Annotated in this window: 29 protein-coding genes; 12 read left to right on the forward strand and 17 right to left on the reverse strand. The window is 64.0% G+C overall.

Translation table 11 applies throughout. The annotated features are described in order from the left end of the window. Window positions 1–23 precede the first annotated feature (23 nt). The gene (locus GDA49_04810) at window positions 24–1,229 is read right to left on the reverse strand and encodes a diaminopropionate ammonia-lyase (GenBank protein MBC6439726.1); all 1,206 of its coding nucleotides are present in this window, start codon (window positions 1,227–1,229) and stop codon (window positions 24–26) included. A gap of 160 nt (window positions 1,230–1,389) precedes the next feature. Between GDA49_04810 and GDA49_04815 the strand changes: the two genes are divergently transcribed. Genes GDA49_04815 through GDA49_04825 form a run of 3 tightly spaced genes read left to right on the forward strand, consistent with a single transcriptional unit; the run spans window position 1,390 to window position 5,068 of the window. Continuing rightward, the gene (locus GDA49_04815; GenBank protein ID MBC6439727.1) at window positions 1,390–2,433 is read left to right on the forward strand and encodes an NADP(H)-dependent aldo-keto reductase; all 1,044 of its coding nucleotides are present in this window, start codon (window positions 1,390–1,392) and stop codon (window positions 2,431–2,433) included. Next, a complete protein-coding gene (locus GDA49_04820; protein ID MBC6439728.1) occupies window positions 2,430–3,746 on the forward strand; it encodes an FAD-binding oxidoreductase in 1,317 nt (438 codons plus the stop codon). The genes GDA49_04815 and GDA49_04820 overlap by 4 nt, the downstream gene beginning before the upstream one ends. After that, complete coding sequence (locus tag GDA49_04825) at window positions 3,743–5,068, forward strand: FAD-binding oxidoreductase (GenBank protein ID MBC6439729.1); 1,326 nt, start codon at window positions 3,743–3,745, stop codon at window positions 5,066–5,068. The genes GDA49_04820 and GDA49_04825 overlap by 4 nt, the downstream gene beginning before the upstream one ends. On the opposite strand, the gene GDA49_04830 is transcribed toward GDA49_04825, so the two are convergent. Next, window positions 5,042–5,485 carry a putative molybdenum carrier protein gene (locus tag GDA49_04830; protein ID MBC6439730.1) on the reverse strand — a complete coding sequence of 148 codons (444 nt, stop codon included), beginning with the start codon at window positions 5,483–5,485 and terminating at the stop codon, window positions 5,042–5,044. The genes GDA49_04825 and GDA49_04830 overlap by 27 nt on opposite strands. A gap of 29 nt (window positions 5,486–5,514) precedes the next feature. Continuing rightward, window positions 5,515–5,652 (reverse strand): aa3-type cytochrome c oxidase subunit IV, encoded by a 138-nt coding sequence (locus tag GDA49_04835; protein ID MBC6439731.1) that lies wholly within the window; start codon window positions 5,650–5,652, stop codon window positions 5,515–5,517. Window positions 5,653–5,738: 86 nt separating this feature from the next. Between GDA49_04835 and GDA49_04840 the strand changes: the two genes are divergently transcribed. The 3 genes from GDA49_04840 (at window position 5,739) to GDA49_04850 (ending at window position 10,126) form a co-directional block, all read left to right on the forward strand. Next, a complete protein-coding gene (locus GDA49_04840; protein MBC6439732.1) occupies window positions 5,739–8,072 on the forward strand; it encodes a mechanosensitive ion channel in 2,334 nt (777 codons plus the stop codon). Between the two features lie 87 nt (window positions 8,073–8,159). After that, window positions 8,160–9,107 (forward strand): GlxA family transcriptional regulator, encoded by a 948-nt coding sequence (locus GDA49_04845; protein MBC6439733.1) that lies wholly within the window; start codon window positions 8,160–8,162, stop codon window positions 9,105–9,107. Window positions 9,108–9,157: 50 nt separating this feature from the next. After that, window positions 9,158–10,126 carry an ADP-ribosylglycohydrolase family protein gene (locus GDA49_04850; protein ID MBC6439734.1) on the forward strand — a complete coding sequence of 323 codons (969 nt, stop codon included), beginning with the start codon at window positions 9,158–9,160 and terminating at the stop codon, window positions 10,124–10,126. A 3-nt stretch (window positions 10,127–10,129) separates the two neighbouring features. Here the strand turns inward: GDA49_04850 and GDA49_04855 are convergent, their stop codons facing one another. The 10 genes from GDA49_04855 to GDA49_04900 are packed head-to-tail and all read right to left on the reverse strand — an operon-like array spanning window position 10,130 to window position 17,698. Further along, a complete protein-coding gene (locus GDA49_04855) occupies window positions 10,130–10,318 on the reverse strand; it encodes a hypothetical protein (GenBank protein ID MBC6439735.1) in 189 nt (62 codons plus the stop codon). Continuing rightward, on the reverse strand, window positions 10,237–10,632 hold the full coding sequence (locus GDA49_04860) for a phytanoyl-CoA dioxygenase family protein (GenBank protein ID MBC6439736.1): 396 nt from the start codon (window positions 10,630–10,632) through the stop codon (window positions 10,237–10,239). Before GDA49_04860 ends, GDA49_04855 begins: the two co-directional genes overlap by 82 nt. Beyond that, entirely contained in the window at window positions 10,616–12,637 is a 2,022-nt protein-coding gene (locus GDA49_04865) for a DUF4445 domain-containing protein (protein ID MBC6439737.1), read from the reverse strand. The genes GDA49_04860 and GDA49_04865 overlap by 17 nt, the downstream gene beginning before the upstream one ends. Next, window positions 12,630–13,541 carry a dihydropteroate synthase gene (locus GDA49_04870; protein MBC6439738.1) on the reverse strand — a complete coding sequence of 304 codons (912 nt, stop codon included), beginning with the start codon at window positions 13,539–13,541 and terminating at the stop codon, window positions 12,630–12,632. Before GDA49_04870 ends, GDA49_04865 begins: the two co-directional genes overlap by 8 nt. Continuing rightward, a complete protein-coding gene (locus GDA49_04875; protein MBC6439739.1) occupies window positions 13,538–14,623 on the reverse strand; it encodes a methylenetetrahydrofolate reductase in 1,086 nt (361 codons plus the stop codon). The genes GDA49_04870 and GDA49_04875 overlap by 4 nt, the downstream gene beginning before the upstream one ends. Beyond that, complete coding sequence (locus GDA49_04880; GenBank protein ID MBC6439740.1) at window positions 14,620–15,120, reverse strand: methylenetetrahydrofolate reductase C-terminal domain-containing protein; 501 nt, start codon at window positions 15,118–15,120, stop codon at window positions 14,620–14,622. The genes GDA49_04875 and GDA49_04880 overlap by 4 nt, the downstream gene beginning before the upstream one ends. A gap of 27 nt (window positions 15,121–15,147) precedes the next feature. Beyond that, a complete protein-coding gene (locus tag GDA49_04885) occupies window positions 15,148–16,059 on the reverse strand; it encodes a methylenetetrahydrofolate reductase (protein ID MBC6439741.1) in 912 nt (303 codons plus the stop codon). A 13-nt stretch (window positions 16,060–16,072) separates the two neighbouring features. Beyond that, a complete protein-coding gene (locus GDA49_04890) occupies window positions 16,073–16,378 on the reverse strand; it encodes a virulence factor (GenBank protein ID MBC6439742.1) in 306 nt (101 codons plus the stop codon). Further along, window positions 16,366–17,079 carry a DUF1638 domain-containing protein gene (locus tag GDA49_04895; GenBank protein MBC6439743.1) on the reverse strand — a complete coding sequence of 238 codons (714 nt, stop codon included), beginning with the start codon at window positions 17,077–17,079 and terminating at the stop codon, window positions 16,366–16,368. Before GDA49_04895 ends, GDA49_04890 begins: the two co-directional genes overlap by 13 nt. Continuing rightward, a complete protein-coding gene (locus GDA49_04900) occupies window positions 16,994–17,698 on the reverse strand; it encodes a corrinoid protein (GenBank protein ID MBC6439744.1) in 705 nt (234 codons plus the stop codon). The genes GDA49_04895 and GDA49_04900 overlap by 86 nt, the downstream gene beginning before the upstream one ends. 361 nt (window positions 17,699–18,059) lie before the next feature. Here GDA49_04900 and GDA49_04905 point away from each other — a divergent pair, with 361 nt between their 5' ends. From GDA49_04905 to GDA49_04915, 3 genes are all read left to right on the forward strand, one after another. Continuing rightward, window positions 18,060–19,601 carry a trimethylamine methyltransferase family protein gene (locus GDA49_04905; protein ID MBC6439745.1) on the forward strand — a complete coding sequence of 514 codons (1,542 nt, stop codon included), beginning with the start codon at window positions 18,060–18,062 and terminating at the stop codon, window positions 19,599–19,601. A gap of 124 nt (window positions 19,602–19,725) precedes the next feature. Then, window positions 19,726–20,022: a hypothetical protein gene (locus GDA49_04910; GenBank protein MBC6439746.1), complete on the forward strand. Its 297-nt coding sequence runs from the start codon at window positions 19,726–19,728 to the stop codon at window positions 20,020–20,022. Between the two features lie 296 nt (window positions 20,023–20,318). Continuing rightward, window positions 20,319–20,504 (forward strand): hypothetical protein, encoded by a 186-nt coding sequence (locus GDA49_04915; GenBank protein ID MBC6439747.1) that lies wholly within the window; start codon window positions 20,319–20,321, stop codon window positions 20,502–20,504. A gap of 161 nt (window positions 20,505–20,665) precedes the next feature. On the opposite strand, the gene GDA49_04920 is transcribed toward GDA49_04915, so the two are convergent. Further along, complete coding sequence (locus tag GDA49_04920; GenBank protein ID MBC6439748.1) at window positions 20,666–21,094, reverse strand: VOC family protein; 429 nt, start codon at window positions 21,092–21,094, stop codon at window positions 20,666–20,668. 127 nt (window positions 21,095–21,221) lie between these two features. On the opposite strand from GDA49_04920, the gene GDA49_04925 reads away from it, so the two are divergent. Continuing rightward, window positions 21,222–21,569: a helix-turn-helix transcriptional regulator gene (locus GDA49_04925; GenBank protein ID MBC6439749.1), complete on the forward strand. Its 348-nt coding sequence runs from the start codon at window positions 21,222–21,224 to the stop codon at window positions 21,567–21,569. Window positions 21,570–21,724: 155 nt separating this feature from the next. Continuing rightward, the gene (locus GDA49_04930) at window positions 21,725–21,937 is read left to right on the forward strand and encodes a hypothetical protein (protein ID MBC6439750.1); all 213 of its coding nucleotides are present in this window, start codon (window positions 21,725–21,727) and stop codon (window positions 21,935–21,937) included. Here GDA49_04930 and GDA49_04935 read toward each other — a convergent pair. The 3 genes from GDA49_04935 to GDA49_04945 all read right to left on the reverse strand — a co-directional run bounded on the left by GDA49_04935 (window position 21,928) and on the right by GDA49_04945 (window position 23,529). Then, on the reverse strand, window positions 21,928–22,098 hold the full coding sequence (locus GDA49_04935) for a M55 family metallopeptidase (GenBank protein MBC6439751.1): 171 nt from the start codon (window positions 22,096–22,098) through the stop codon (window positions 21,928–21,930). The genes GDA49_04930 and GDA49_04935 overlap by 10 nt on opposite strands. A gap of 30 nt (window positions 22,099–22,128) precedes the next feature. Further along, complete coding sequence (locus tag GDA49_04940; protein MBC6439752.1) at window positions 22,129–22,767, reverse strand: cupin domain-containing protein; 639 nt, start codon at window positions 22,765–22,767, stop codon at window positions 22,129–22,131. 291 nt (window positions 22,768–23,058) lie between these two features. After that, complete coding sequence (locus GDA49_04945) at window positions 23,059–23,529, reverse strand: hypothetical protein (GenBank protein MBC6439753.1); 471 nt, start codon at window positions 23,527–23,529, stop codon at window positions 23,059–23,061. A 25-nt stretch (window positions 23,530–23,554) separates the two neighbouring features. On the opposite strand from GDA49_04945, the gene GDA49_04950 reads away from it, so the two are divergent. Next, window positions 23,555–23,719, forward strand: coding sequence for a hypothetical protein (locus GDA49_04950; protein MBC6439754.1), 165 nt, complete (start codon window positions 23,555–23,557; stop codon window positions 23,717–23,719). The last annotated feature ends 1 nt before the right edge of the window (window position 23,720 follow it).

Genomic DNA, 23,720 nt, shown 5'->3' on the forward strand with positions numbered 1-23,720 from the left:
CACGGAGAGGTCGAGGTGATGGCTCACAGGCCTTCGCCGATCTCTTCGGGCGTCCTGCCGACGATCCCGGTGTAGATCGTCGGATCGGTCGCGCCCTCGCTTGCGATCAGCAGGACGTCGGCATCGGGCCCCAGCGACAGGGCGGCCCGGGCATTCGGATCTGTGGCAACGGCCATGAGGCCGGCCAGGCCCGCGCAGCCGGATTCACCGACCACGAGCGGTGCGTCGGTCTCGCCCGACGCCAGCATGCACATCGCCTCGGGCACCAGACGATCGGCAATGGTGATGAAGGCGTCAGCACCCGTCTCGAGAATCGCCCAGGCGAGTGGCGACGCCTCGCCGGCGGAGAGGCAGGCCATCACCGTCTCGAGAGAACCCAGGCCGTTCGCCATGTGGCCCTGAACGGCGCTCTGATAGATGCAATCGGCCTCATGGGGCTCGACCACGATGCAGATCGGGCGATCCGCGCCCCAATCCTCCCAGAGCGGCCCGACGGCCGCACAGGCCAGGCCGCCGACACCGGCCTGGACGAACAGGTGGCTCGGGTGTTCGTCACCCATCTGCTCCATCGCTTCGGCCATGATCACCGTGTAGCCCTGCTTCACCCAGGCGGGGATCTCCTCGTAACCGTGCCGGGACGTGTCGGAGACGACAATCCAGCCGTTCGCCTCGGCATCTTCGGCGGCCTGGCGAACGGAATCGTCATAGGTGCCCTCGACCCGCGCGATTTCGGCACCGAAGCCGGCAATGGCGTCCTCGCGCCCCTGGCTGACGTGCTCGTGTAGATAGATCACGCAGCGCGCCCCGGCGAGGCCCGCACCCCATGCCACGGCGCGGCCGTGGTTGCCGTCGGTGGCGCAGCACACCGTCACGCCGGCGACCTTGTCCTTCACCCGTCCGGCCATGATGTCGGCGATCGATTCACCGGTCTCGCGCTCCAGGATGCGCATGACGCCATAGGCACCGCCGAGCGCCTTGAAACTCTTCAGCGTGAAGCGTTTGGCTTCGTGCTTGAGCCGCAGACGGGCGATGCCGAGCCCGGCCGCCAGACCGGGCAGTTCGACCAGCGGCGTGGGCTGATAGCCGGGCCATGCCGAAATGGTGTCGCGCGCGGCCGTGCGGCTTGCGTGATCCATGACGGCGCGCTGGGCCGGGCCATAGGGCGCGTCGCGCTCGCAGCGCCAGTTGACATGCAGACGCAGGTCTGCGGAGAGAGTCGTGTCTGACATGGCGCGGACACTATCGATCGGCAAGCCGGGCAACAAGTGACTGTGGCACTTGGCCTTGCGGATGCGGCGGTTAAGATGCGTCCGTCAGGATGTGTCCGTTCCCTGGGCTCCGTGCCTGTGGTCCAGGCGCAACGAGCACACGGGGGTATGTGGGGGTATCATGCAGTACCGACGACTGGGTCGGACCGGGATCGAGGTCAGCCTGCTGTGTCTGGGCACCATGAACTTCGGTTCCAGCGAAACCGAGGCGGAAGGCTTCCGGCAGATGGATTTCTGTCTCGACCGGGGCATCAACTTTCTCGATACGGCCGAGATGTATTCGATTCCCGTCACGCCGAAGCATCAGGGCAACAGCGAGCGCGTCATCGGTAACTGGATGAAGGCGCGCGGCAGCCGCGACAAGGTGATCGTCTCGACGAAGGTGGCCGGGCCCGACGAACGCCTCGACTTCATCCGTGACGGCAACCTCCGCCTCGACCGCAGGAACATCGAGCAGGCGATCGACGACAGTCTGGCCCGCCTCCAGACGGATTATGTCGACCTCTACCAGCTTCATTGGCCCGACCGGGACACCAACACGTTCGGCCAACTCGGTTACACACATCCCACCGAATCCCACCCAATCCCGCTCGAAGAGACCCTGGCTGTGCTGGGCGACCTCGTGACCGCCGGCAAGGTGCGCACGATCGGGGTCTCCAACGAGACGCCCTGGGGCACGATGCGCCTGCTGCATCTGGCCGAGACACTGGGCCTGCCGCGTATCGTGACCAACCAGAACCCCTACAACCTGCTCAACCGTACCTTTGAGGCCGGCTGTGCCGAGATCGCCATGCGCGAGCATGTTGGCCTCCTGGCCTATGCGCCGATGGCCGCAGGCGCGCTGTCGGGAAAGTACCTCGACGGCGCACGGCCCGAAGGTGCGCGCATGACGATGTATCCGACCAATCGGCGATACCTCGGACCGCCGAATGCGGAGCCGGCAACCCGCGCCTATGTTGAACTGGCCCGGGACCACGGCCTCGATCCCGGCCTGATGGCGCTGGCCTTCGTCGCCATGCAGCCGTTCATGACGTCCTCGATCATCGGGGCAAGCTCGATGGCGCAGCTCGAAAAGGACGTTGACTGCGTCGATCTCGCTTTGAGCGATGACCTGCTCACTGCCATCGAGGACATCCACACCCGCTACACTTATCCATGCCCATGACCACCGACTATCCCGATATCCACTACGCCCGAACACGCACCGACGATGCGCGGCGCGAACCCCTTGTCGGCCAGCACAAGGCCCAGGTCTGTGTCGTCGGCGGCGGGCTGGCCGGTCTCACCACGGCGCTCGGCCTCGCCGAGCGGGGCGTGACCGACGTGATCCTTCTCGAGGCCGAGCGGGTCGGCTGGGGGGCATCGGGCCGCAACGGCGGCTTTGTCAGCAGCTACTACGCGGCCGAGACCGAGGATCTGATCCGCAAGGTGGGGCTGGAGCACACCCGGCAACTCGTGAAGCTGAGCCAGGACGCCGTCAATCTCGTGCGCGATCGGATCGGGCGCTACGACATTGCATGCGGGCCCAACCCGGAAGGGATCCTGAACGTCTCCTGGTACGACAATCCCGACGGGCTCAAGCGCACCACCGAGACCGAGATGCAGATGTTCGGCGAGAGCTTCGAGTACATCCCGCGGGAGCGGGTGCACGACGAATTCGCGGCGTCGGACAAGTACTTCGACGGCCTGATGCACCACAACGCGTTCTGGTTCCATCCGCTGAACTTCTGTCTTGGTGTCGCACGGGCGGCCGAGGCGCTCGGTGTCCGCATCTGTGAGGGTACGTCGGTCGAGTCTCTTGTCACAGACGGTCAGCCGATGCTGGTCAACACGGAGCGCGGCATGATCGAAACCGAAACGGTGGTAATGACAACGGGCGCCTACAACACCTCGCTCGTTCCGGAACTCGGCGCAGCCTTCCAGAAGGTCGCGACCTATGTGATCGTGACCGAACCGCTCGACGGGGATCTGGTCCAGAGCGCGATCCGTTGTCACAACGCGATCTCCGACGATCGCTTCAGCCTCGACTACTACCGTCGCCTGGAGGACAACCGCATTCTGTGGGGCGGGCGTGGAACCACCCGGACGACCGAGCCCTACAACCTGTGGCGCCTGATGCGCGGCGATATGGCTCTGGTCTATCCGCAGCTTGCCAACGTCGAGATCGAGACGGCGTGGAGCGGGCTCATGAGCTTCCCGATCCACCGCATGATCCAGACCGGCGAACTGAAGCCCGGCCTCTGGTATGCCCAGGGTTTCGGCGGCCAAGGCATGGCGCAGACGACGGTGGCGGGCGAGGCGCTTGCGGGCGCCATTGCTCAGGGCGACGACACCATCGATCTCTTCAAGCCGTTCGGGCTCAGCTGGGCCGGCGGTCCGATCGGCAAGATCTACGGCGAGGCCTACCGCGTCTATGTCAGGACCTGCGATCGCGTGACGACGGCACGCGCCCGCAAACGTGCCGGACGGGCCGCGTGAGCTATCCCCGCAGTTACTATGCCGCGACCCGGGAGAGAGCGCCGGAACGCCCGCCCCTGGTTGGCGAACATGAGGTCGACGTTCTGGTTGTCGGTGGCGGTCTCGCGGGCCTCAACACGGCCCTCGGGCTGGCCGAGAAGGGGCTGAGGATTATCCTGATCGAGGCGGAGAGCGTCGGGTTCGGTGCCTCGGGGCGGAATGGCGGCTTCGTCGGTCACGGCTACTCGCGCGACGCCGAGTGGCTGGCCGGGCGTCTTGGACTCGACCACGCCCGATCGCTCCATGGCCTGACCCGGGAAGCTCTGGCACTGATCAAGGACCGTATCGAACGTCATGCCATCGCCTGCGGTCCCAACACACACGGTATGCTGGTCGCCTCGTGGACCGACAGTCCGGACGTCCTGAAGCGGCACGCCGAGACCATGCGCGAGAACTTCGGCGTCGATCTCGGTTTCGTCGAACGCGAGCGACTTGCCGAGGAGTTTGCCGACTCGCCGCACTACTTCGATGGCCTGCTCAACAACGATGCGTTCCAGTTCCATCCGTTGAACTACTGCCTCGGCATCGCCGCGGCCGCCGAAGCGGCCGGCGCACGGATCTGCGAAGGCACGCCACTCGTTTTCCTTGAGATCGAAGGCGCCAGGAAACAGGCCACAACGCCGTGCGCCTTCATTCGGGCACGGCATATCGTGCTGGCCTGTGGCGGTTACGGCAGAGGCATCCTTCCCGAGGTCTCCGGTGCGGTCCTGCCTGTGGCGACCTATGTGATGGCGACCACGCCGGTCTCCGAGAACGCCCTGGCCGGAGCAATCCGGCAGCGCATCTGCATTGGCGACACCCGCATGGCGGGCGACTACTACCGCGCCCTGCCGGACGGCCGGATTTTGTGGGGCGGTCGCATGACCTCGCGGGTCGGTGAGCCGCCGCGCCTGGCACGCTCCATGCTTGCGGACCTGGTCAAGGTCTATCCACAGCTCGACGGACACGCATGGTTCGAGACCGCATGGATGGGAACCATGAGTTACGCGCGCCATCGGATGCCCCAGATCGGGCGCTTGCGCGATGGCGTCTGGTATGCGCAGGCCTTCGGCGGGAGCGGAATGGGAACGACGACCGTGGCGGGCGAGCTGCTCGCGTCAGCCATAACTGACGGCGACGACCGGTTCCGCCTGTTCGAGCCCTTCGGTCTGGAATGGGCCGGTGGTCCGGTCGGGCGCATGGCTGCGCAGGCGACCTACTGGACCTATCAGTTGCGCGATTGGGCCGACAGCCGCCGGGATCGCAAGAAACGTGCGTCAGCCGCCGTCGAAGAGGCCGCGTAGCAGTCGCTCCGTTGCGGCATAGGGCAGGTCGCCGGAGCTTTCGCGCGGTCCCGCGATGTTGAGAACCGCAATATCGTTGGCCTCAAGCCAGGTTCGAAGTGTGGCGCGCCATTCGTCATCGTCGGGATGCACGACAAGGCAGGGCTTTCCGCGTGTGCGTGCCAGACTTTCCGTCGCTGCCGTGCCCCCGGACAGCGGCGGGCGAGCCACGATCAGCGTGCCGTCGCTGTCACGCACGTTCCATTCGGTGCGTTGGATGTACTGCCGTCTGGGCGTTTCGGTGAGCGGATAGCGCATGTCGAGCACCCCGTCCTCGGCCATGCGTCCCCGGGGACACCACCCGCCGCACGCAATCCCCAGATCGAGCGCGACATCAAGCGCCGCCCGATCGGCGCCGGTCTGGCCGCCCGAGACGATCTTTCTGACGAATACCGGAACGGTGAGGCCTAGAGCAGGATCAGGGCCATCAGGATCAGAACGACGATGCTGGCGATGGCCGAGACCACCGTCAGACGCATGACACCCTTGTAGGTGCTCAGATGCGAATCGTCGGAACGTTCCCAATCAGGGATCACTTCGGACATTTGCCCCTCGCTCTCATAAACCAACCCAATGCTGGCCCAATGCTGGCCCAATGCTGGCGCGATTATAGGCGATCGGGACGGCTGCTGTGAAGGAGCAATCAGCGGTTCGGCTCGAACCGTTCGGCCAGCAGGTCGGCGATGTCCTTCTGGTGCGGGACTTCTTGCCTTGTCCCATGCCCTATGATGACATCCGGGCAGCCATGTCGACATCATCGTTTCTCTCCCGATTCCTGACCCTTGTGCTCGTCGTGTCGGTTCTGGCGGCGCCGGGAGCGTTTGCCCAGGACGAACCGACGTCCGATCCTGCGGCCGAAACGACGGTTCCGACCGCCGAGGAGCTTGATGCCCTGATTGCGACGCTGGAGGACGACGCGTCGCGCCAGGCCTTCATCTACAACCTGCAAACCCTCGCCGATGCACAGCGGCAGGTCGACCCGGCCGAAGACGCCGTTGTGGAGGGGCTTGTCGCGCGTCTCTCCCGGGAAATCGCCGCGCTCGACGATTGGCTGACATTGCTCTTTGCCGAGCTCGACGACGGCAGCGCCATGGCAGCCTGGTTCGTCGAGCGGGCGGCCGACGGCGACTTCCAGGGACTGCTGCTGGAGGCGGCGTGGCAGGTGGTCCTGACATTGGGGCTGGCCGGCCTTGCCATGTTCCTGATCGGACGCCTGGTGAACGCGCACCTGCGCGCACTTCGGCAGCGCGAATCGGTCGGCTGGTTCGAGCGACCGCTGATCGCATTGGGGCGGCTCGGCCTGCGGATCATCCCGATCGGTGCCTTCGTCGGTGTCGCCTGTGTCGTGATGCTGGTCGGCGAGTTCGGCGATCTGGCGCGTATCGTCTTGCTCGCGGCGGTGAATGCCATCGCGCTCACACGCACGGTCGTTGTGATCGCCCGCACCATCTTGGCACCGCTCTCGCCGCAGCTCAGGGCTGTGCCGCTGAGCGACAGGCAGGCAGCCTATCTGTACGTCTGGTTGCGGCGCTTCGTCATCATTTCGGTCTATGGTGCCATCGGCGTCGGGCTGCTGGCGTCGCTCGGGCTGCCCGATTCGAGTGTCATGCTGCTGCGCCGCATCGTCGGACTCGTGCTGCTGCTGCTCGTGATCGTCATGATCCTGCAGAGCAGGGAGGCGGTGGCGACGTGGATCCGCGACCATCCGCGCGACGGCAGCGGCCGAATGCTGCGCCATCGCCTGGCCGACATCTGGCACATCCTGGCGATGATCGCCGTGGTCATGCTCTTTGCCGTCTGGGCGTTCCGTGTCGAGAACGGCTTCCACTATCTGCTGCGCGCCTTTGGCGTAACTGGGCTTGCGATCTTCGGCGCCCTTTTGGCCACCACAGTGATGCGTCACGGCATCGACCAACTGTTCAGCGTCGGAAGCGACATCGCGGAGCGCTTCCCGGGCCTTGAGCGACGCAGCAACCGCTACGTTCACATCGCAGGATGGCTGTTGAGCGGTACAGTCTGGTTCCTGGCCGCCATCATCATTCTCGAGGCATGGGGTCTTGAAGCCGGCGTGCTCCTGGTTTCCGACGAAGGTCTCGATCTTCTCGGCAGGATCGCCGCCGTGCTGGTCATCGGTCTTGTTGCCGTCGTCGCCTGGGAACTGGGCGACGGCGCAATTTCAAGCTACATGCGGCGCAGTCAGGAATCGGCGCTCAGTCCGCGCCTGAAGACACTCCTGCCTTTGATTCGCAATGTCCTTGTGGTCGTGATCGCGACGATAGCGGTGATTACGGTGCTGGCCGAGATCGGCCTCGACATAGCGCCACTGCTGGCGGGTGCGGGTGTGGTCGGTCTCGCCATCGGCTTCGGCGCCCAGGCGCTTGTCAAGGACGTCATCACCGGCGCCTTCATCCTCTTTGAGGACCAGTTCTCGGTCGGTGACTGGATCGATGCCGGTGGCAAGATGGGCGGAGTCGAGAGCATCTCGATCCGTACCGTGAAGATGCGCGACATCGACGGCTACGTGCATACCGTGCCCTATGGTGAGATCACGGCGCTGACGAACATGATGCGCGACTTCGGCTTTGCGGTGATCGATATCGGCATCGCTTATCAGGAGAACACCGACACCGTTATTGAGGTGATCAAGGAGGTCGACGCCGAAGCACGCAAGGATGCCGAGGTTGCCGAAAAGCTGTCGGGCGAACTGGAAGTCCTGGGTGTCAATGAACTGGGTGATTCGTCGGTCACGGTCCGGGTTCGTGTGAAGACGCTGGCGGGCTACCAATGGGGCGTGCGCCGCGAGTACCTGCGCCGCATCAAGCTGAAGTTCGACGAGGTCGGGATCGAGATTCCGTTCCCGCACATGACCGTCTACTTCGGAGAAATCCGGAGTGGAACGACACCGCCGGCCGTGGTCCGGATCGATGCCAAGGATCCCGCACCGGCCGAGATCGCGGGCTCCTGATCACACCCAAGGAATTGGCCTGTGCTGATTGACATTTGTTTGGTTCACGACATTCTGGTGTCGAAAATGACAAGATGAGGGTCGGGCATGGCTCCTGGCACCTTCACGTTCTACCTGGTACCCAATTTCTCGATGATGGCCTTCACCGCCGCTGTCGAGCCCTTGCGTTCGGCTAATCGCATGAGCGGGTCGCGGCTCTACGACTGGCAGGTGGTCTCGCGTGACGGCCAGCCGGTCGTTGCGAGCAACGGGCTCGCGGTGGTTGCCCAGCACAGCATCGAATCCGTGACCAGCTGCGACACGCTGCTGATCTGCGCCGGCATCGACGCCCACCGCTACGAGGACCGGCCGACCATGGCCTGGCTACGCAGGATTGCGCGTCAGGGTGGTGTCGTCGGCGCACTCTGCACGGGAACGCACCTTTTGGCGCGGGCGGGCCTGCTCGGGGGATACCGCTGCACCATCCACTGGGAAGACATCGAAGGTTTCGTTGAGGAGCATCCGGATCTTGAGGTCACCGACGACATCTTCGAGATCGACCGCAATCGCGTCACCTGTTCGGGTGGTACCGCCGCACTCGATCTCATGCTGCACATGATCACCCTGCAGCACGGTGCCGAGCTCGCCGGCAAGGTCTCCGAACAGTTCATCCACGAGCGCATCCGCGAATCCCATGATCACCAGCGCATGGCCCTGCAGTCACGCGTCGGCGTGAGCGATCCCAAACTGCTGGCGGCGATCGGTGAGATGGAATCGAACCTTGAAGAACCGTTGCCGCTGCCCGACATCGCCGACTCCGTTGGATTGTCGACTCGCCAGCTCGAGCGCCTTTTCAAGAAGCACCTGGGCCGCACGCCGTCGCGCTACTACCGCGAACTGCGCCTGCACCATGCCCGCCTGATGCTGATGCAGGGGTCGGCATCGATCCTGTCGATCGCTCTGGCCGCGGGGTTCGTCTCGGCCTCCCACTTCAGCCGCCGCTACCGCGAATACTTCGGCCGCACCCCCCGCGAGGAGCGGCGCGGGGCGTCATGAGCTCTGGCCCAGGCAAGACTCCGACAATCCATGACCGTGTGCGCGCCTGTTTGATCGGTGGCGCGGTCGGTGACGCTTTCGGCTTCGAAATCGAGTTCGATCGATTGTCGGAAATCCGAAACCGATTTGGTCCCTGCGGAATCACCGAGCCTGTCTTCCATCGCGGCCACCTCATTGTCTCCGACGATACGCAGATGACCTTGTTTACGCTTGAAGGTCTCTTGCGTTGCCCTCCCAACCGGAACGTCCCGGACTCCGTCCTCCATTCGGTCAACGAGGCTTATCTCGACTGGTATCAAACACAGCAACCGAACACGTCCCGACCGTTCGCTGGAGCCCTCGCGAGGGATGAGATTCTTCATGTTCGGCGCGCGCCGGGCATCACATGCCTCTCAGCGCTCCGAAACGGCGGTATGGGATCGCCCGCCTCACCGCGGAACGACAGCAAGGGATGCGGCGGTGTCATGCGTGTCGCACCGGTAGCGTTCTGGTCGGACATCGATCAGGACAACCTCTTCGATCTCGCGTCTCGGACAGCCGCACTCACTCATGGCCATCCGTGCGGATACCTGTCGGCAGGAGCGATGGCGACGATGATTGCCGGACTCATTCGCGGCATGACCTACGACGACGTGTCTGAGCGCATGTTGACCCTTCTTGAGCAAGAAGAAGACGGTCTTGAGACAGTACAAGCAATCCGCGCTGCCCGAAGTGCTGCGTCTTCACCACGGCGCGCCGACGACAAAGCAATCCAGGCGCTCGGCGAGGGGTGGGTTGGTGAAGAGGCGCTCGCCATCGCACTCTATGCCGTCCTTGTGGCGAAGGATTTCAAGGAGGCGTTGCGCGTTTCTGCGAACCACGATGGCGACAGCGACAGCACGGCGAGCATCGCCGGTCAGCTTTGGGGAGCGGCCTACGGCTTCGAAGGTATGCCGGCCGATTGGGCCAAGCGTCTCGATGTTCGCCACCTCATCGACGAACTTCTTAAGCAGTGGTCCGAGCAGGGGACCGGATCCTGAAGATCAACGGAACATGTCCTGCGGGTTGCCCATTTCGTTGTAGCCGGGCACGCCGGTGCCGTGGTGGACGTGCCAGCCGAGGATCTGCTGGGCGCGTTTGGGCAGGGTCTTCACCACATCGGCCGGCAGGTTGAGATCGTGGTTCTCGACCGGCCGCAGCCAGCCCCTCGCAGTCGGAGATCGAGAGGCCACGGAGGATATAGGTCGCGGTGCTTGTGCCGCCGATGTAAATGGTCTCGCCGGTGAAGATCGCGCCCGTGCCCGCCGGCATCTCCGTCGGAACGATGTCCCCGGGCTCGGCCATCTTCGCCCTTGTTCCAGATATGGCTGCCCGGAATGATCAGCGTGGCGCCGTTTTCGGCCATGTCGTCGGTCAGCGCGATCGTCGCGTTCACGCAGAGATTGCCGAGGCTCCGGAGCGGTGTGGGCCAGGAGTTATCGGTGTGAAGGCGCTGGGCCGCTTGTCCGGGATGAGACGGCGGTGGGTGCCTATTCCGCCGCCTCACTCCCCCTGCGGCCCTCGCGGCGGCGCCTGCGGCGTCCGCCACCGGCATCGTCATCGGTCTGGGCGAACTTCGGCTCGGGCAAGGTCACCTCCTGTGTGAGGTTGGGATAGCTCGCCGTCTTGTGGGGGATCGCCATGCTCTCGACGAAGTGCTCCTGGAACTTCGGCTCGACCGCTGTTTCGATCTTCTCGATGCGGCGGACCTGGTTCTCGAGTTCCTTGCGCAGCGACCCGTTCAGGAGTGCGATGCGTGCGCCGGTGCCGGCGGCATTGCCGGCCGAGCACACGTTGCCGAGATCGCAGTCGGGGATCATGCCCAGGATCATGGCGTACCTGGGGTCGATATGACTGCCGAAGGCACCTGCCAGCGTGACCTTGTCGACCGCGTCGATCTCCATGTGATCCATCAGAAGACGCGCACCGGCATGGAGCGCGCCCTTGGCGAGCTGAATCTGGCGGATGTCGTTCTGGGTCACGGTGATCTGGGGCGAGCCGTCGTGAAGCACATAGGCGAAGGTGCGCTCCTGCTGGATCACACGCGGGGTCTTCGCCGCCATGGCACCGTCGATCACACCGTCGGTCGTGAGCAGGCCGGTGAGGTACATCTCTGCCAGGGCCTCGATGATGCCGGAGCCGCAGATACCGGTGGGCTCGATGTCGAAACCTTCCTCGTTCGACCAGCGCTCATCGCCGATCACCTTGAAGCGGGGTTCCAGTGTCTCGGGGTCGATCGCGACACGTTCGATGGCACCGGGCGCGGCGCGCTGACCCGAGCTGATCTGTGCACCCTCGAAGGCCGGACCCGTGGGCGAGGAGGCGGCAAGCAGCCGGTCCCTGTTGCCCAGGATGATCTCGGCGTTGGTGCCGACATCGACGATCAGCGTCATCTCGTCGTTCTTGTAGGGCATCTCGCACAGCACGACGCCGGCGGCATCGGCACCGACGTGGCCCGCGATACAGGGCAGCACGTAGATGCGCGAGCCGGTGTTGAGATGGAGATCGATGTCGGACGCCAGCATGATCGTCGCGTCATCGGTCGTCAGCGCAAACGGTGCGAATCCGAGCGGTGTGGGATCGAGTCCCAGCACCAGGTGGTGCATCACCGGGTTGCCGACGATCGAGACCTCCATGATGTCGTTGAGGTCGACGCCGGCTTCCCTGGCGGTCTCCTGCGCGAGGTCGTTGAGCGCCTTGCGCACGACCTCGGTCATGGCCTCGGCACCGCCCTCGTTCATCATCGCATAGCTGACACGGCTCATGAGATCTTCGCCGAAACGGATCTGCGGGTTCATCTGGCCCGCCGAGGCGAGCACTTCGCCGGTTAGCAGGTCGCAGAGGTGCATGGCAATCGTGGTCGAGCCGACATCGGTCGCAATGCCATGGACCTTGTCGTGGAAGCCCGGTCGGATATCGACCAGCCGCTTGCCCCGACGCACCATCACCGTCGCCTTGTACTCGCCGTCTTCCAGCGTCTTGTGAAGCTTGCGCAGGACATGTGCATCGACGCCCGCGACCGTTACGTCCCAGGTCTCCTTCAGCGCTTTTTCCAAGCGGCGAAGGTGGGACGCCGGGTCATGCATGTCGGGTTCGGGGATCTCGACATACATGGGTCGGACGACGGGATCGACCTCGACTGTGCGGGCGTCGGCGCGCTTGCGCACGATCTGGCGATGGACCTGGCTTTCTTCCGGTACGTCGACCACAAGGTCGCCACCGATGCGGACCTGGCACGAGAGCCGGCGATTTTCCTTGAGCAGCCCGCTCTTGCGCTGGCGCTCCTCGGCGTCGGTCAGCGGCGTCAGATTGTCCTGCGATGATGCGATGCCGTGTTTGGCGAAGTCGCCTTCGCCGATGCGCACCTGGCAACGCGTGCAGATGCCGCGTCCGCCGCAGACGGAGTCGAGATCCACGCCCAACTCGCGCGCTGCCTGCAGAAGCTGCGTGCCGCGTCGGAACCGGCCTCGCCTGCCCGACGGGGTAAAGACGACAAGAGGATCGTCAGGCACGACGCCTCCGTCCCTCGCGACGCTTGGCGCGCGCTTCGGCGATTGAGGCGCCGCCCGAGCCGGACCCTGAGTTCAGCGAGATCCAGGTGTGGCAGTTCTTGTCGACGCCGTTCATGACGTCGGCCGCACGCAGGCCGGTCATGATCTCGGCTTCGAGCGGATTCGTGATCGCCGAGGTCATGCCATTCGAGGCGGCCATGGTGAGGAATGCGGCGTTCAGTGCCGGGCGCGCGGGAAGACCGAAAGAGATGTTCGAGGCGCCGCAGGTCGTGTTGACCTTCAGCTCCTCGCGCAGGCGGCGGATGATCTTGAAGGCCGTACGGCCGGCCTCGCCAATGGCGCCGATCGGCATGACGAGCGGATCGACGACGACATCCTCGGGCGGAATCCCGTGATCCTGGGCGCGCTCGACGATCTTCCTGGCGACGGCGTAGCGCTCGTCGGGATCCTCGGAGATGCCGGTCTCGTCGTTCGAGATGGCGACGACCGCGGCGTTGTACTTTGCGACCAGAGGCAGAACCGACTCGAGGCGCTCTTCCTCGCCTGTGACCGAATTAACCAGGGGCTTGCCGACGTAGGCTTCCAGGCCCTTCTCAAGCGCGGCGACGATCGAGCTGTCGATCGAGAGCGGCACGTCCGTCAGCGACTGCACCAGCTTGATGCAGTCACAGAGCATCTGCGGCTCGTCGGCCAAGGGCACGCCAGCGTTGACGTCCAGCATATGCGCGCCGGCCTGGACCTGCGCGACGGTGTCGGATTCCACGCGGCTGTAGTCGCCTTCGGCCATCTCGGCGGCGAGCTTCTTGCGGCCCGTGGGGTTGATGCGTTCGCCGATCACGGTGAACGGGCGATCGAAGCCGATGATAACGGTCTTGGTCGCCGAGCTGATAACGGTCTCGGTCATGCCTTCGCTTTGAACCTCTGTTGCATATAGTCGGGAATAACGGGGTCGACGGCGTGGGGTGCACGACCCTTCAGGACGTCGGATTTTTCGATGATCTCGGCAACGCTCTCCTCCTGACGATACGCCATCAGGTGGATGCCGGAAACGCCTTCGATCTCCCTGATCTGCTGGATCAGGTCGATGCAGAGCTGCTTGCCCTCGGCCTTCTGCTTCTCCGCGCCTTCGAGACGCTTGATGACGTCGTCGGGGATGTGAACACCGGGCACGTTGGAGCGAATCCACTTCGCTGTACGGGCCGAGGCGAGCGGGCCGACACCGACCAGGATGAAGCACTTCTCGTGGAGCCCCATGTCGCGAACACGCTTCATGTACTCTTCGAGCAGCAGGATGTCGTAGCAGTACTGTGTCTGCACGAACTGCGCACCCGCCGCGATCTTCTTGGCCAGCCGCAGCGGCCGCACGTCGTACGGCGGAGCGAAGGGATTGGCGGCTGCGCCGAGCAAGAGCTCGGGTGCCTTGTCGAGCTTGCGTCCCGAGGAGAAGGTCCTCTCGTCACGCATTGTGCGCAGGATTTCGAGCGAACCCATGCAGTCCAGGTCGAAGACCGGCCTGGCCTCGGGATGGTCGCCGCACTGCACGCCGTCGCCGGTCAGACACAGGATGTTCGCCACACCCATGGCAGATGCGCCCAACACGTCGCCCTGGATGGCGATGCGGTTGCGGTCGCGCGCCGATATCTGCATCACCGGCACGTAGCCCACGCGGGTGAGCAGGGCGCAGACACCGACACTCGACATGTGGCAGTTCGCGCCGGAACCGTCGGTCGCGTTGATAGCATCAACCCATCCGTCGAAGATCGAAGCACGTTCGAAGACATCCATGGGGTCGGCGGAATCGGGCGGCGACAGCTCGGCGGTCACGGCGAACTCGCCGGCCCGCAGGATGCGCTCGAGTCGGCCGCGTGAGGTATGGCCGGGGAGGAGCTCCAGCGGTGCACCCGGGTCGATTATCTCCGGGAACGCCGGACCCTCGTTCAGCGGGCCCGTCGGTTGGCAGGGATTGTCGAGGTCGTCGGATGTCATGTCGCGATCTTCCCGATGTCCGTGCGCGCCGACTCCTTCGGCTCGGGATAGGTGCCGTCCTTCTTCTGGCGCATGATCCGCAGCCAGGAGGAGCTCCCCTTCATACGATGATCGACGGGCTCCTGGACATCGAAGAACTTGCCGTTGGCCATGGCTTGGCTGCCCTCCCATGCCTCGACCCATACGCATGGCATCTCGGGTTTCACCTCGCAGTGACCGTTGCTGCGAACGCCGCCGCAGGGACCGTTGCGCAGGTTCTTCGGGCAGTTCATGGGGCATGACATGCCGGTCGAGCTGAGTGCGCACTGCCCGCACATCTGGCAATCGAACATCAAGCCTTTGATGTTGCGTTCGACCGCGACGACCGGCCTTTCCAGCTTCTGGTAGCCGATCTTCCGTGCGAGCGGCTCGATCACCATGATCGTGCCTTCGAACATCTCATAGAGCTTCATCAATCCGCGCGAATTCCGCACGGACCACAGACGCATCGCGCGCATGGCGCAGCCTCCGTTTGGCGCGGCAGCTCAGCCGCGCAGGTTGTAATCCGACAACGTCTGGGCGATGGCCTTCTCGCCGCGTGGCGCCATCAGATGCGCGCCGCTGATACCCTCGATTTCCTTGAACTGCTCGACCAGTTCGGCGCAGATCTTGCGGCCCTCCGCCTTCTCGTCATCCGCGCCCTCGATGCGCGCGATGACATGGTCGGGAACATGCACGCCGAAAAGATTCTCGGTCATCCAGCGCGCCGAGCGGGCCGACATGATCGGACCTACGCCGACGATGAAGAATGCCTTCTCGGTGATGCCGCGGTCGACCAGGGCGGCCATGTAGCGCTTCAGAACCTCAATGTCGTAGGCGAACTGCGTCTGGAAGAAATCGGCACCGGCTTCGAGCTTGGCTTCGATGCCCTTGGTGTTGAAGTTCTCGTCGGGGTCGCGTGGTGTCTCCGCGCCGCCGATGATCAGGCCCGGCGCAGGATCGATCTTGCGCTCGCTTGGGGCAGGGAAGGTGCCGGTATCGCGCATATGGCGCGCCATCGACATCAGTCCGCGGCTGTCCATGTCTTCCACAGGTTTGGCATCGGGCTGGTCGCCGTTGGTGATGCTGTCGCCGTGCAGGCAGAGGATTGAGTGAATGCCGAGTGCGGGCGCGCCGATCATGTCGCCCTGGATGGCCAGCCGGTTGCGATCGCGCGTTGTGAACTGCAGGACGGGCTCGATGCCGTTGTTGGCCATCATGGCGCAGGTTGCGATGGCCGACATGTGCGCACGGGCGCCGGCACCGTCAGTCACGTTGACCGCATCGACCAGTCCCTTGAGGCAGCCTACCTTGTCCATGACCGAGGCTTCGCTCGCGCCGTCGGGCGGGGTGGTCTCGGCCGTCAGCACGAAATCGCCGGCGCGCAGCTTGGCTTCCAGATTGCCGTTCGATTTCATGGTCATCGTCTCCCTATGCCTCTGGCTTCAGGCCGCCGGCGCGGATGTAACCCGCCAGGACCTCATCGGTGAACTCGGTGTCGAGCTTGGTGGCCAGCACGTCGGCTTCGGTCTCCAGGTCATCGCCGCAGGCAACGGATTCGCCACGGCGCCAGTGCTCGAGATAGGAATCGGTATCGCCCAATTTGGCGTACATGGCCGACTGATCGATCGCCTTCTCGAAGCGCTCGGGCAGAACACGCTTGGCGTTCTTGCGTCCGGCCTTCGCGATGACTTGCGCAGGGATGTCGCGCCAGTAAACAATCGTCAGGGTTGCCATAATTGTACTCGGGTGGCGGCGTTGTTGGCTTCGGCGAGCAGGGGCTGCAGTCCGCCGTAACCGGTGAAGATCATCTCGAAGTCGAGGTTCAGGCGCTCGGCGGCGGCTCGGGCCTTGGCTTCTACGTCTGCGTTGTGAGTTTGGGCCAGATAGACGAGCTTCTTGTAATTGCCGAACAGCATCGATTCGATCTCGGGGTGCCGGTCAACACCCATGCCCTTCAGGATCAGGGTCTCGAAGTGTTTGGCGAGGTAGTCGGTCAGATAAAACGTACCGAGCTCGGCTTCGTGCAGGGCCGTGAATTCCTCGTCGCCGGCATAGAACTGGTAGCAGTGCGGACCGCGGATGCGCTCGACACCTTCCTCCTCCAGAACCGCGTCGAGCAAGCCGCCGGTGCCGCAATCTCCATAAGCGACGTAGATATGGTCGAACTCTTCGCGCGCCGCACGAATCTTCTCGCGCACCCCCTCAGGAATGAGCTGTGGCCTGTTGTGCCAGTCGGCGGGCAGGCATTGGACTTCGATGGCGTCCCATCCGTTGGCATGGATGAGCGCCATGATCTCCCAGGCCAGCGCTCCGCAGGCAATGACAAGGCTGCGGTCGGCCACGTCGTGATCAGGCCGCGGGCGCGCCCTGGCGGCGTTCGGCAACCATGGTCTTGGCGGTCTCGACGGCCACCGCCGCGTCGCGGCAGTAGGCATCGGCGCCCACGCTGTCGGCGAAGGCCTCGTTGAGCGGCGCACCGCCGACGAGAACCATGTACTCATCGCGCAGGCCACGCTCCTTCAGCGTGTCGATCACGACCTTCATGTAGGGCATGGTCGTGGTCAAAAGAGCCGACATGCCGAGGAAGTCCGGCTTGTGCTCTTCGAGCGCATCCATGTAGGCATCTGCATCGTTGTTGATGCCGATATCCCAGACATCGAAACCGGCACCCTCGAGCATCATGCCCACGAGATTCTTGCCGATGTCGTGAATGTCGCCCTTCACGGTGCCGATCACCATAGAGCCCAGCTTCGGCGCGCCGGTCTCGGCGAGCAGCGGGCGCAGGATGTTCATGCCGGCCTTCATCGAGTTGGCGGCCAGGAGCACCTCAGGCACGAAGAGAATGCCGTCGCGGAAGTCGATACCGACGATCCGCATGCCTTCGACCAGCGCTTCGGTCAGAACCTTGTACGGTTCCCATCCGCGCCCCAGCAGAATGTTGACGCCCTCGACGATCTCATCTGCGAGACCATCGTAGAGGTCCTCGTGCATCTGTTGCACAAGTTCATCATCATCCAACGTGCTGAGATCGAGATCGTCCTCTTCGTCGGCCATGTGACGCACTCCTACGGCGGCTTCGGATTGAACTCGGTCGCACAGGTAGGCCCGTCATGGTCCCCATGGCTAGAATGATCGCGACACGGCTTGTCACAATTACGACACACGTCGACCAATCCTGACGCAATCCAAACCAAATCCGCCCGGTTGTGACGACGGTGTCACGGGCGCAGTTCCAAGGGTTCATATCGCCGGTCACAGTCTTGTGCAGTGCAGCATTTGTTCGGCTGCGGCGTCGATGTGGTCCGTCCGTAAGCGACATGACCGCCAACCCCGAGTCGTCGTGTGCCCCCACACCTCGCTGTCCCTGATTGACTCGCCCTTCGGCAAGCCTCACATAGCCGCGTGATCTCTTGGAATGAGGCCCATGGCGGCATCAGCGCAATCGAGGCGGGGTGGACGTGCGGCAAGGCGCAAGGAGCGGGTCGGCGCGCCGATCGTCCAGAAGCGCTACATCACCCGCAACATACCGCTCTATGAACTGTTCGACGAGGCGGGGCTGGAGCTGATCCACGACACCTCCATGGAGATCCTGGAGGAGGTCGGCATCGACTTCCGCGACGAGGTGGCGCTGGCCCACTGGAAGGAGGCGGGCGCCGATGTGAAGGGTGAGCGGGTCCACATCCCGCGCGGCCTGACCGAGGAGAAGCTGGCGCTGATCCCCGAGCAGTACACCCAGGTCGCTCGCAATCCCGACCGCACCGTGTTGATCGGCGGCAAGCACACCGTCTTCGCACCGACCTTCGGTTCGCCCTTCGTGCGCGACTTCGACAACAACAGGCGCTACGCCACGCTCGAAGACCTGCAGAACTTCATCAAGCTGACCTACATGACGCCCGAGCTGCACCACGACGGCGGCATCATCTGTGAACCTGTCAATGTGCCCGTTCCCAAGCGGCATCTCGACATCATCTATTCGCACATGAAGTACTCGGACAAGCCGTTCATGGGTGTGCAGTCGGCACCCGAACGCGCCTATGACTCCTGCAAGATGGTCGAGATCCTGTTCGGCGCGGACTTCATCCGTGAGAACACGGTGATGACCTCGGTGGTGAACTGCAACTCGCCGCTGGTGTGGGACGAATCCATGCTCGGAGCGCTGCGGCACTATGCCGAGCACAACCAGGCGGTGCTCATCACGCCGTTCATCATGGCCGGTGCGATGGCCCCGGTCGCGACTGCAGGCGCGATCGCCCAGCTCAACGCCGAGGTGACGGCGGGCCTGGCCTACAGCCAACTCGTGAAGCCCGGCGTGCCGATGGTCTACGGCAGCTTCCTCGCCACGGTCTCGATGCAGTCGGGCGCGCCGATGATGGGCACGCCCGAGACGCTGCAAATGATCTATGCCGTCGGCCAGCTCTCCCGGAAGTACGGCGTGCCGTTGCGCTCGGGCGGCATGCTGAACGGTGCCAAGATCGCCGATGCCCAGGCCGCCTACGAATCGATGCAGACCATGACGGCGACTCTGCTCGCCGGCACCAACTTCGTGCTGCACTCGGCCGGCTGGCTCGAGGCCGGTCTCACCGCCGGCTACGGCAAGTTCATCATGGACACCGAGCAGATCGCCATGCTTCAGGCCTTCACCGAGCCACTCGACATGACGGAGAACGGGCTCGGCATGGAAGCCATCCGGGAGGTCGGTCCGGGCAATCATTTCCTTGGCTGCGCCCACACCCAGCGGAACTACCTCAACGGATTCTTCATGCCCCAGTTGGCCGACAACAACAGCTACGAGCAGTGGGAAGCCGAGGGTGCGAAGACTCACGACCAGCGCGCCGTCGAAAAGGCCAAGCGCATGCTTGCTCATTACGAGGCGCCCGAGCTCGATCCCGCAAAGGACGAAGAACTCCAGGCCTTCATGGCCGAGCGCAAGGCGGTGCTACCCGATATCGTGAGCTGATCGTGGAGCGCCGGCGGCCCGCACATCACGTCGGAGCGCAGATTCAACGTACTGATGGGGGCGCTGGCTTCGACGAGGTCGGCGTTGCCGGCCATGCGCCCGATATCATCATCGGGACGGCCTGTTGCTGGACCCGCTTCAACGCGGCAAGGCCGAGAGCGAAGTCAGGGCTGCCGGCGATGACACGGCGCTGGGCGACCTTGCGGAACGGAGAGCTGCCTGTATGGCACGCTCGGACGCAGTCGTTCGCGGTTACCTCGCCGAGGCGCCGACCGAGGGTGCCGCCGACCCAGACTTCGGACCGTTGTCTGTGACTGAGGCCGCCGACCCGCCGCTGCGTTCGGAGAACGACACCCGTGGCCTCATCCTGGTCGCGGCAGCCGGCATGTTCTGGTCGTTGGGCGGGCTCTTTTCCGCCTGATCGATCACGCCGAGGTCTGGCAGATTGTCGCCTGGCGCACCTTCTTCCTCGCGATCTCCATGTCCGTTCGACTTGAACAACCGGGTGACTTCGTAGGCCAGTGCGTCGCCGCAACGTCGAGATGCTGCCCTGTATTGTCGCAGGCGCATTGATCGGCTTCATCTTCTCGACGGGTATGGCCTTCGCCGACGGCTACGGCCTCAGCGTCACCGGCAACGATCTCTTCCGGGCCGCCATGATGGGCGTGGTGCAGATGACCGGCGGCATGGCGCTCTTCATTCGCAGGTTCGAAGCATGTGTCCGCCGGCGAACTGGCCCTGCTGTCTCTCCCCGAGATTGTCTTCGGCCCGAGCTGGGTTTGGATGATCCTCGGCGAGGTGCCGGTCGAAGCGACCTTCTGGGGCGGCGGCATCGTCTTCGCCGCCATCGTCATGAACGCACTCACCGGCATGCGCCGCAAACATCCGCTGCCACAGGTGTGAGCGCGAGCTGAGCGGCAGGCGCATTCCTTATCCAACAGACTGCGGAAGAGCCCGGCTTGACCGGGCCATCCATCACTGGCCATCCATCACTGGCCATCCATCACTGGCCATCCATCACTGGCCATCCATCACTGGTGATCCGTCGCGTCGATGCCGGTCGTTCAAGGGCATTGGCTTGGACGATGGATACCCCGGTCGAGCAGGTGACTGCGGTCGACGCCGTACTCCTCGGCGTCGTGGCTGTGGGTCAGGAAGGTTTCCCAAGCGTCGTTCGCCTCTCCCTTGACCCAGGCCTTCTCCATCCTGGCGAAGCAGCAGGTGGTCTGCTCGATATCGAGGAAGGGGCGATCCATGGCGCGCATGCGGTCGGCTACAGTGTTGAGCTCGTCATGGTCGGCGACCTGGATGCCGATGTGGTCGAAGCCGGGCTCGCCGCGCTCGCTTTCGATCACGAAGTTGACGCTGGGATCTTCGACATCCCACTTGGCGTAGTTCTCGCGCGTCACGCTCGGTTCCTGGCCGAACAGGCCGCTGTAGAACGCGACGGCCTTCTCGTAGTCGGCGACGCGCATGGAGACATGGAGTTTCATCGGTTGGTCCTCCGGCTGATCAATAATTCGACTATACTAGTATGATAGTTTGTATCGGAGTCAACCTTATTTCGATATTTTTCGAACAAAGATTGTCGCGCCGTCTCCGGGCCCATATCTTCGTTGCATGGAACGACTGGAACAGATGGCCGCCTCGCTCGAGGCGCTCGGCAATCCCACCCGTCTCGCAATCTTTCGTCTGCTGGTGCGTGCCGGAGAGGCTGGGCGACCCGTGGGCGCCATCCAGAAAGCGGTCAGCATTCCCGCTTCGACACTGACCCATCACCTGAAACACCTCGAACTGCAGGGCCTTGTTGACCGGCGCAAGGAAGGCACGACGCACCACTGCACGGCGAACTATGCGCGCATGCGCGATGTCATCGCGTTTCTGGCTGAAGAGTGTTGCGCCGAGGGCCAGACGCCGCCGATCGACAGTCTGCTGTCGTCGCCCGACGTCGCCCGGTTGCGGAGCTGAGGGGGCAAGGGCGTTGGCTCTCCAGCGCCTCCACGTCAGCACGGGCCGCAACACCGTTCGCTTCGCAAGCCTCGCCCAGCACAGCAACGCCTTCATCGACATCATACTGACACCGCTCGTCCACGAGGTCGCCGAGGCCTTCCTCGCGGAGTCCGATGGCGTCGACCACGATGAACACAGCGCAGCTCATCGGCATCGGCCCGGGCGAACCGGCCCAGGCGCTCTACCGGAACAACGACCTCTGGCAGCGGGTCTGCGAGTGGACCTGGCCGAAGACGCCGGAGCTCAGCTTGAACACGCTCTTTCCGCTCCAGCCCGTGACCGAAGAGATGGGTGCCCCGCGCGTCGTTACAGGCAGTCATCGCTGAAACGAAAAGAAACGCCAGCCCGAAAAGGCCACCAATGCGGTCGCCGCTTCGGCGGTCATCTGGTCGCGGAGGGTCTCATAGCCGGGCTTGCCGATCTCGGCCTCGTCCCAATGGGTGATGCCCGTGACGTCCTCGGTGTCGCCGCTGATGTAGACATTCATGATTGTTTTCCTTCGAATGGTGCCAGCAGCCTAGGCCCGCACGATGGCGATCGGCGAATCGACATCGGTGATCCAGATGGCAAGCGAGACGAGCGGCTGGTCCAGCGTGCGCATGGCATGCCGCATGCCGGCGGTGTGGAGGATGACCTCACCGGGATAACGCTCGATCCAGGGTTCGTCGCCGCACTTCCAAAGGCCCTTGCCGGCGATGATGTAGTAGAGCTCGACCGCCTTGTGAGCGTGCGGCGGGTACGTCACGCCGGGTCCCTGCACGGTGAAGCTCAGACCTACGGTCGAACTGGCTGCGCCGCCGTCGCCGACCCAGGATGCGGGCGCGGCAAGGGCTGCAAACGCGTAGCTGGCGCAGAACGCCTCCATGCCCGGTTCCCTGCCGTAGACCCGTTCGGCGCCGTTCCACGTGAGGAACGGCGATGCGTCAATCAGAGCGTGATGGACCTTGCGCGCGTCAGCGTGCCGGACCGCTGCGCTTTCGAGTTCACGTGCAACCATCGGATGAGGCGGGCGTTTGCTGGCGCTGGTGAAGCTGAGACCCTCCAGTCGTGTCCGGGCGGTTTCCAGTTCCGGTCGCGGCATAAACGGTTGCGTTGCGGCCTGGCGCAGCGCGTCGACGACAGCGGCGTTGAGCGCATCGAAACGTTCGGCGGTCATGCGTTTGCCCTGTTGCAGGAGAACCGCAGAACGCTACTGTGAGTGGCCTGCTGCTGGCAATCGGCCGTTCGCCATGTCCGATCCGTTTCCAGACTTTTTCGAGCCGTTCGCGCTGCGTGATCTGATCCTACGCAATCGTGCCGTGTTCGGAGCGTATACGGCGAGCATGGCCGCGGAGCGGCTGTGCGGCGAACGGCACCTTGGCTACTACCGCGAACGGGCCATGGGCGGTGCGCGACGGCTATCAGCGTGCGCTGCCGTTCCAGGAATCGTTGCCGGGCGTGGAGAGCCTCAACGTGTTTGCCATCGACGATGTGCTCGACGGATCGGCCCGGTGTGGCAAGCGCGTTCTGGCGCTTGATGCTCTCGGCAACTGGAAGGCAGCCGGAACCGCCCTGCTGCTGGCCTGGGAGGACAGCGCGGCAGCGCTGCCAGCACATCGCCGGTGTCGGGCCCCGTGGCGAGGAGCACCTTGTTTGTTGTCAGCACGCCTTGGTCGGTCTCCAGCCCCTCAACGTGGCCGCCATCGTCAAGAGCGAGGCTGCCGGCCGCGCAGTCTTCGATGACGCGGCCGCCCTGCGATACGTCGCCTGCGAAGTTCTCCATGGCGGGGCATATCAGGACCTCCTCTTCCAGGCTGACGCCGTCGTCGATGTCGATCGCCTTGGTCGGTTCGCCCTCGTACCAGCGGATGTTGAAGGCCGCGAGCCTGGGAAAGAAGATCATCCCGGCGTAGCCCGGCAGGTTGTCGCGCGGATCCACCAGGCCAGCGACCGCGGATCGTCACGTGGCCGAATGGGCTACGCAGGGGCTCGATCAGCTTCGGGGCGATCTGCTCGCCGATATGGAGCGCAAGTATGGAGCGCAAGGTCGGGGTCTTCGCGACCTCGCTGTAGAGCATCTCGCGCATGAAGACGTCTTCAAGACAGCCTTGTGCGGCCGTACTCCGTGAG

The sequence above is a fragment of the Rhodospirillales bacterium genome, from assembly GCA_014323865.1.
GTDB lineage: Bacteria > Pseudomonadota > Alphaproteobacteria > SP197 > SP197 > SP197.

Coding starts and splice junctions, on each gene's coding strand:
- GDA49_04890 (MBC6439742.1), bottom strand. CDS start 16,378: ATGGCAACCCTGACGATTGTTTACTGGCGCGACATCCCTGCGCAAGTC.
- GDA49_04905 (MBC6439745.1), top strand. CDS start 18,060: ATGAGGCCCATGGCGGCATCAGCGCAATCGAGGCGGGGTGGACGTGCG.
- GDA49_04815 (MBC6439727.1), top strand. CDS start 1,390: ATGCAGTACCGACGACTGGGTCGGACCGGGATCGAGGTCAGCCTGCTG.
- GDA49_04845 (MBC6439733.1), top strand. CDS start 8,160: ATGGCTCCTGGCACCTTCACGTTCTACCTGGTACCCAATTTCTCGATG.
- GDA49_04880 (MBC6439740.1), bottom strand. CDS start 15,120: ATGCGCGCGATGCGTCTGTGGTCCGTGCGGAATTCGCGCGGATTGATG.
- GDA49_04835 (MBC6439731.1), bottom strand. CDS start 5,652: ATGTCCGAAGTGATCCCTGATTGGGAACGTTCCGACGATTCGCATCTG.
- GDA49_04940 (MBC6439752.1), bottom strand. CDS start 22,767: ATGACCGCCGAACGTTTCGATGCGCTCAACGCCGCTGTCGTCGACGCG.
- GDA49_04895 (MBC6439743.1), bottom strand. CDS start 17,079: ATGCCTACTGCCGCGACGCGGCGGTGGCCGTCGAGACCGCCAAGACCA.
- GDA49_04875 (MBC6439739.1), bottom strand. CDS start 14,623: ATGACATCCGACGACCTCGACAATCCCTGCCAACCGACGGGCCCGCTG.
- GDA49_04900 (MBC6439744.1), bottom strand. CDS start 17,698: ATGGCCGACGAAGAGGACGATCTCGATCTCAGCACGTTGGATGATGAT.
- GDA49_04920 (MBC6439748.1), bottom strand. CDS start 21,094: ATGAAACTCCATGTCTCCATGCGCGTCGCCGACTACGAGAAGGCCGTC.
- GDA49_04870 (MBC6439738.1), bottom strand. CDS start 13,541: ATGACCGAGACCGTTATCAGCTCGGCGACCAAGACCGTTATCATCGGC.
- GDA49_04925 (MBC6439749.1), top strand. CDS start 21,222: ATGGAACGACTGGAACAGATGGCCGCCTCGCTCGAGGCGCTCGGCAAT.
- GDA49_04885 (MBC6439741.1), bottom strand. CDS start 16,059: ATGAAATCGAACGGCAATCTGGAAGCCAAGCTGCGCGCCGGCGATTTC.
- GDA49_04930 (MBC6439750.1), top strand. CDS start 21,725: ATGGCGTCGACCACGATGAACACAGCGCAGCTCATCGGCATCGGCCCG.
- GDA49_04935 (MBC6439751.1), bottom strand. CDS start 22,098: ATGAATGTCTACATCAGCGGCGACACCGAGGACGTCACGGGCATCACC.
- GDA49_04820 (MBC6439728.1), top strand. CDS start 2,430: ATGACCACCGACTATCCCGATATCCACTACGCCCGAACACGCACCGAC.
- GDA49_04810 (MBC6439726.1), bottom strand. CDS start 1,229: ATGTCAGACACGACTCTCTCCGCAGACCTGCGTCTGCATGTCAACTGG.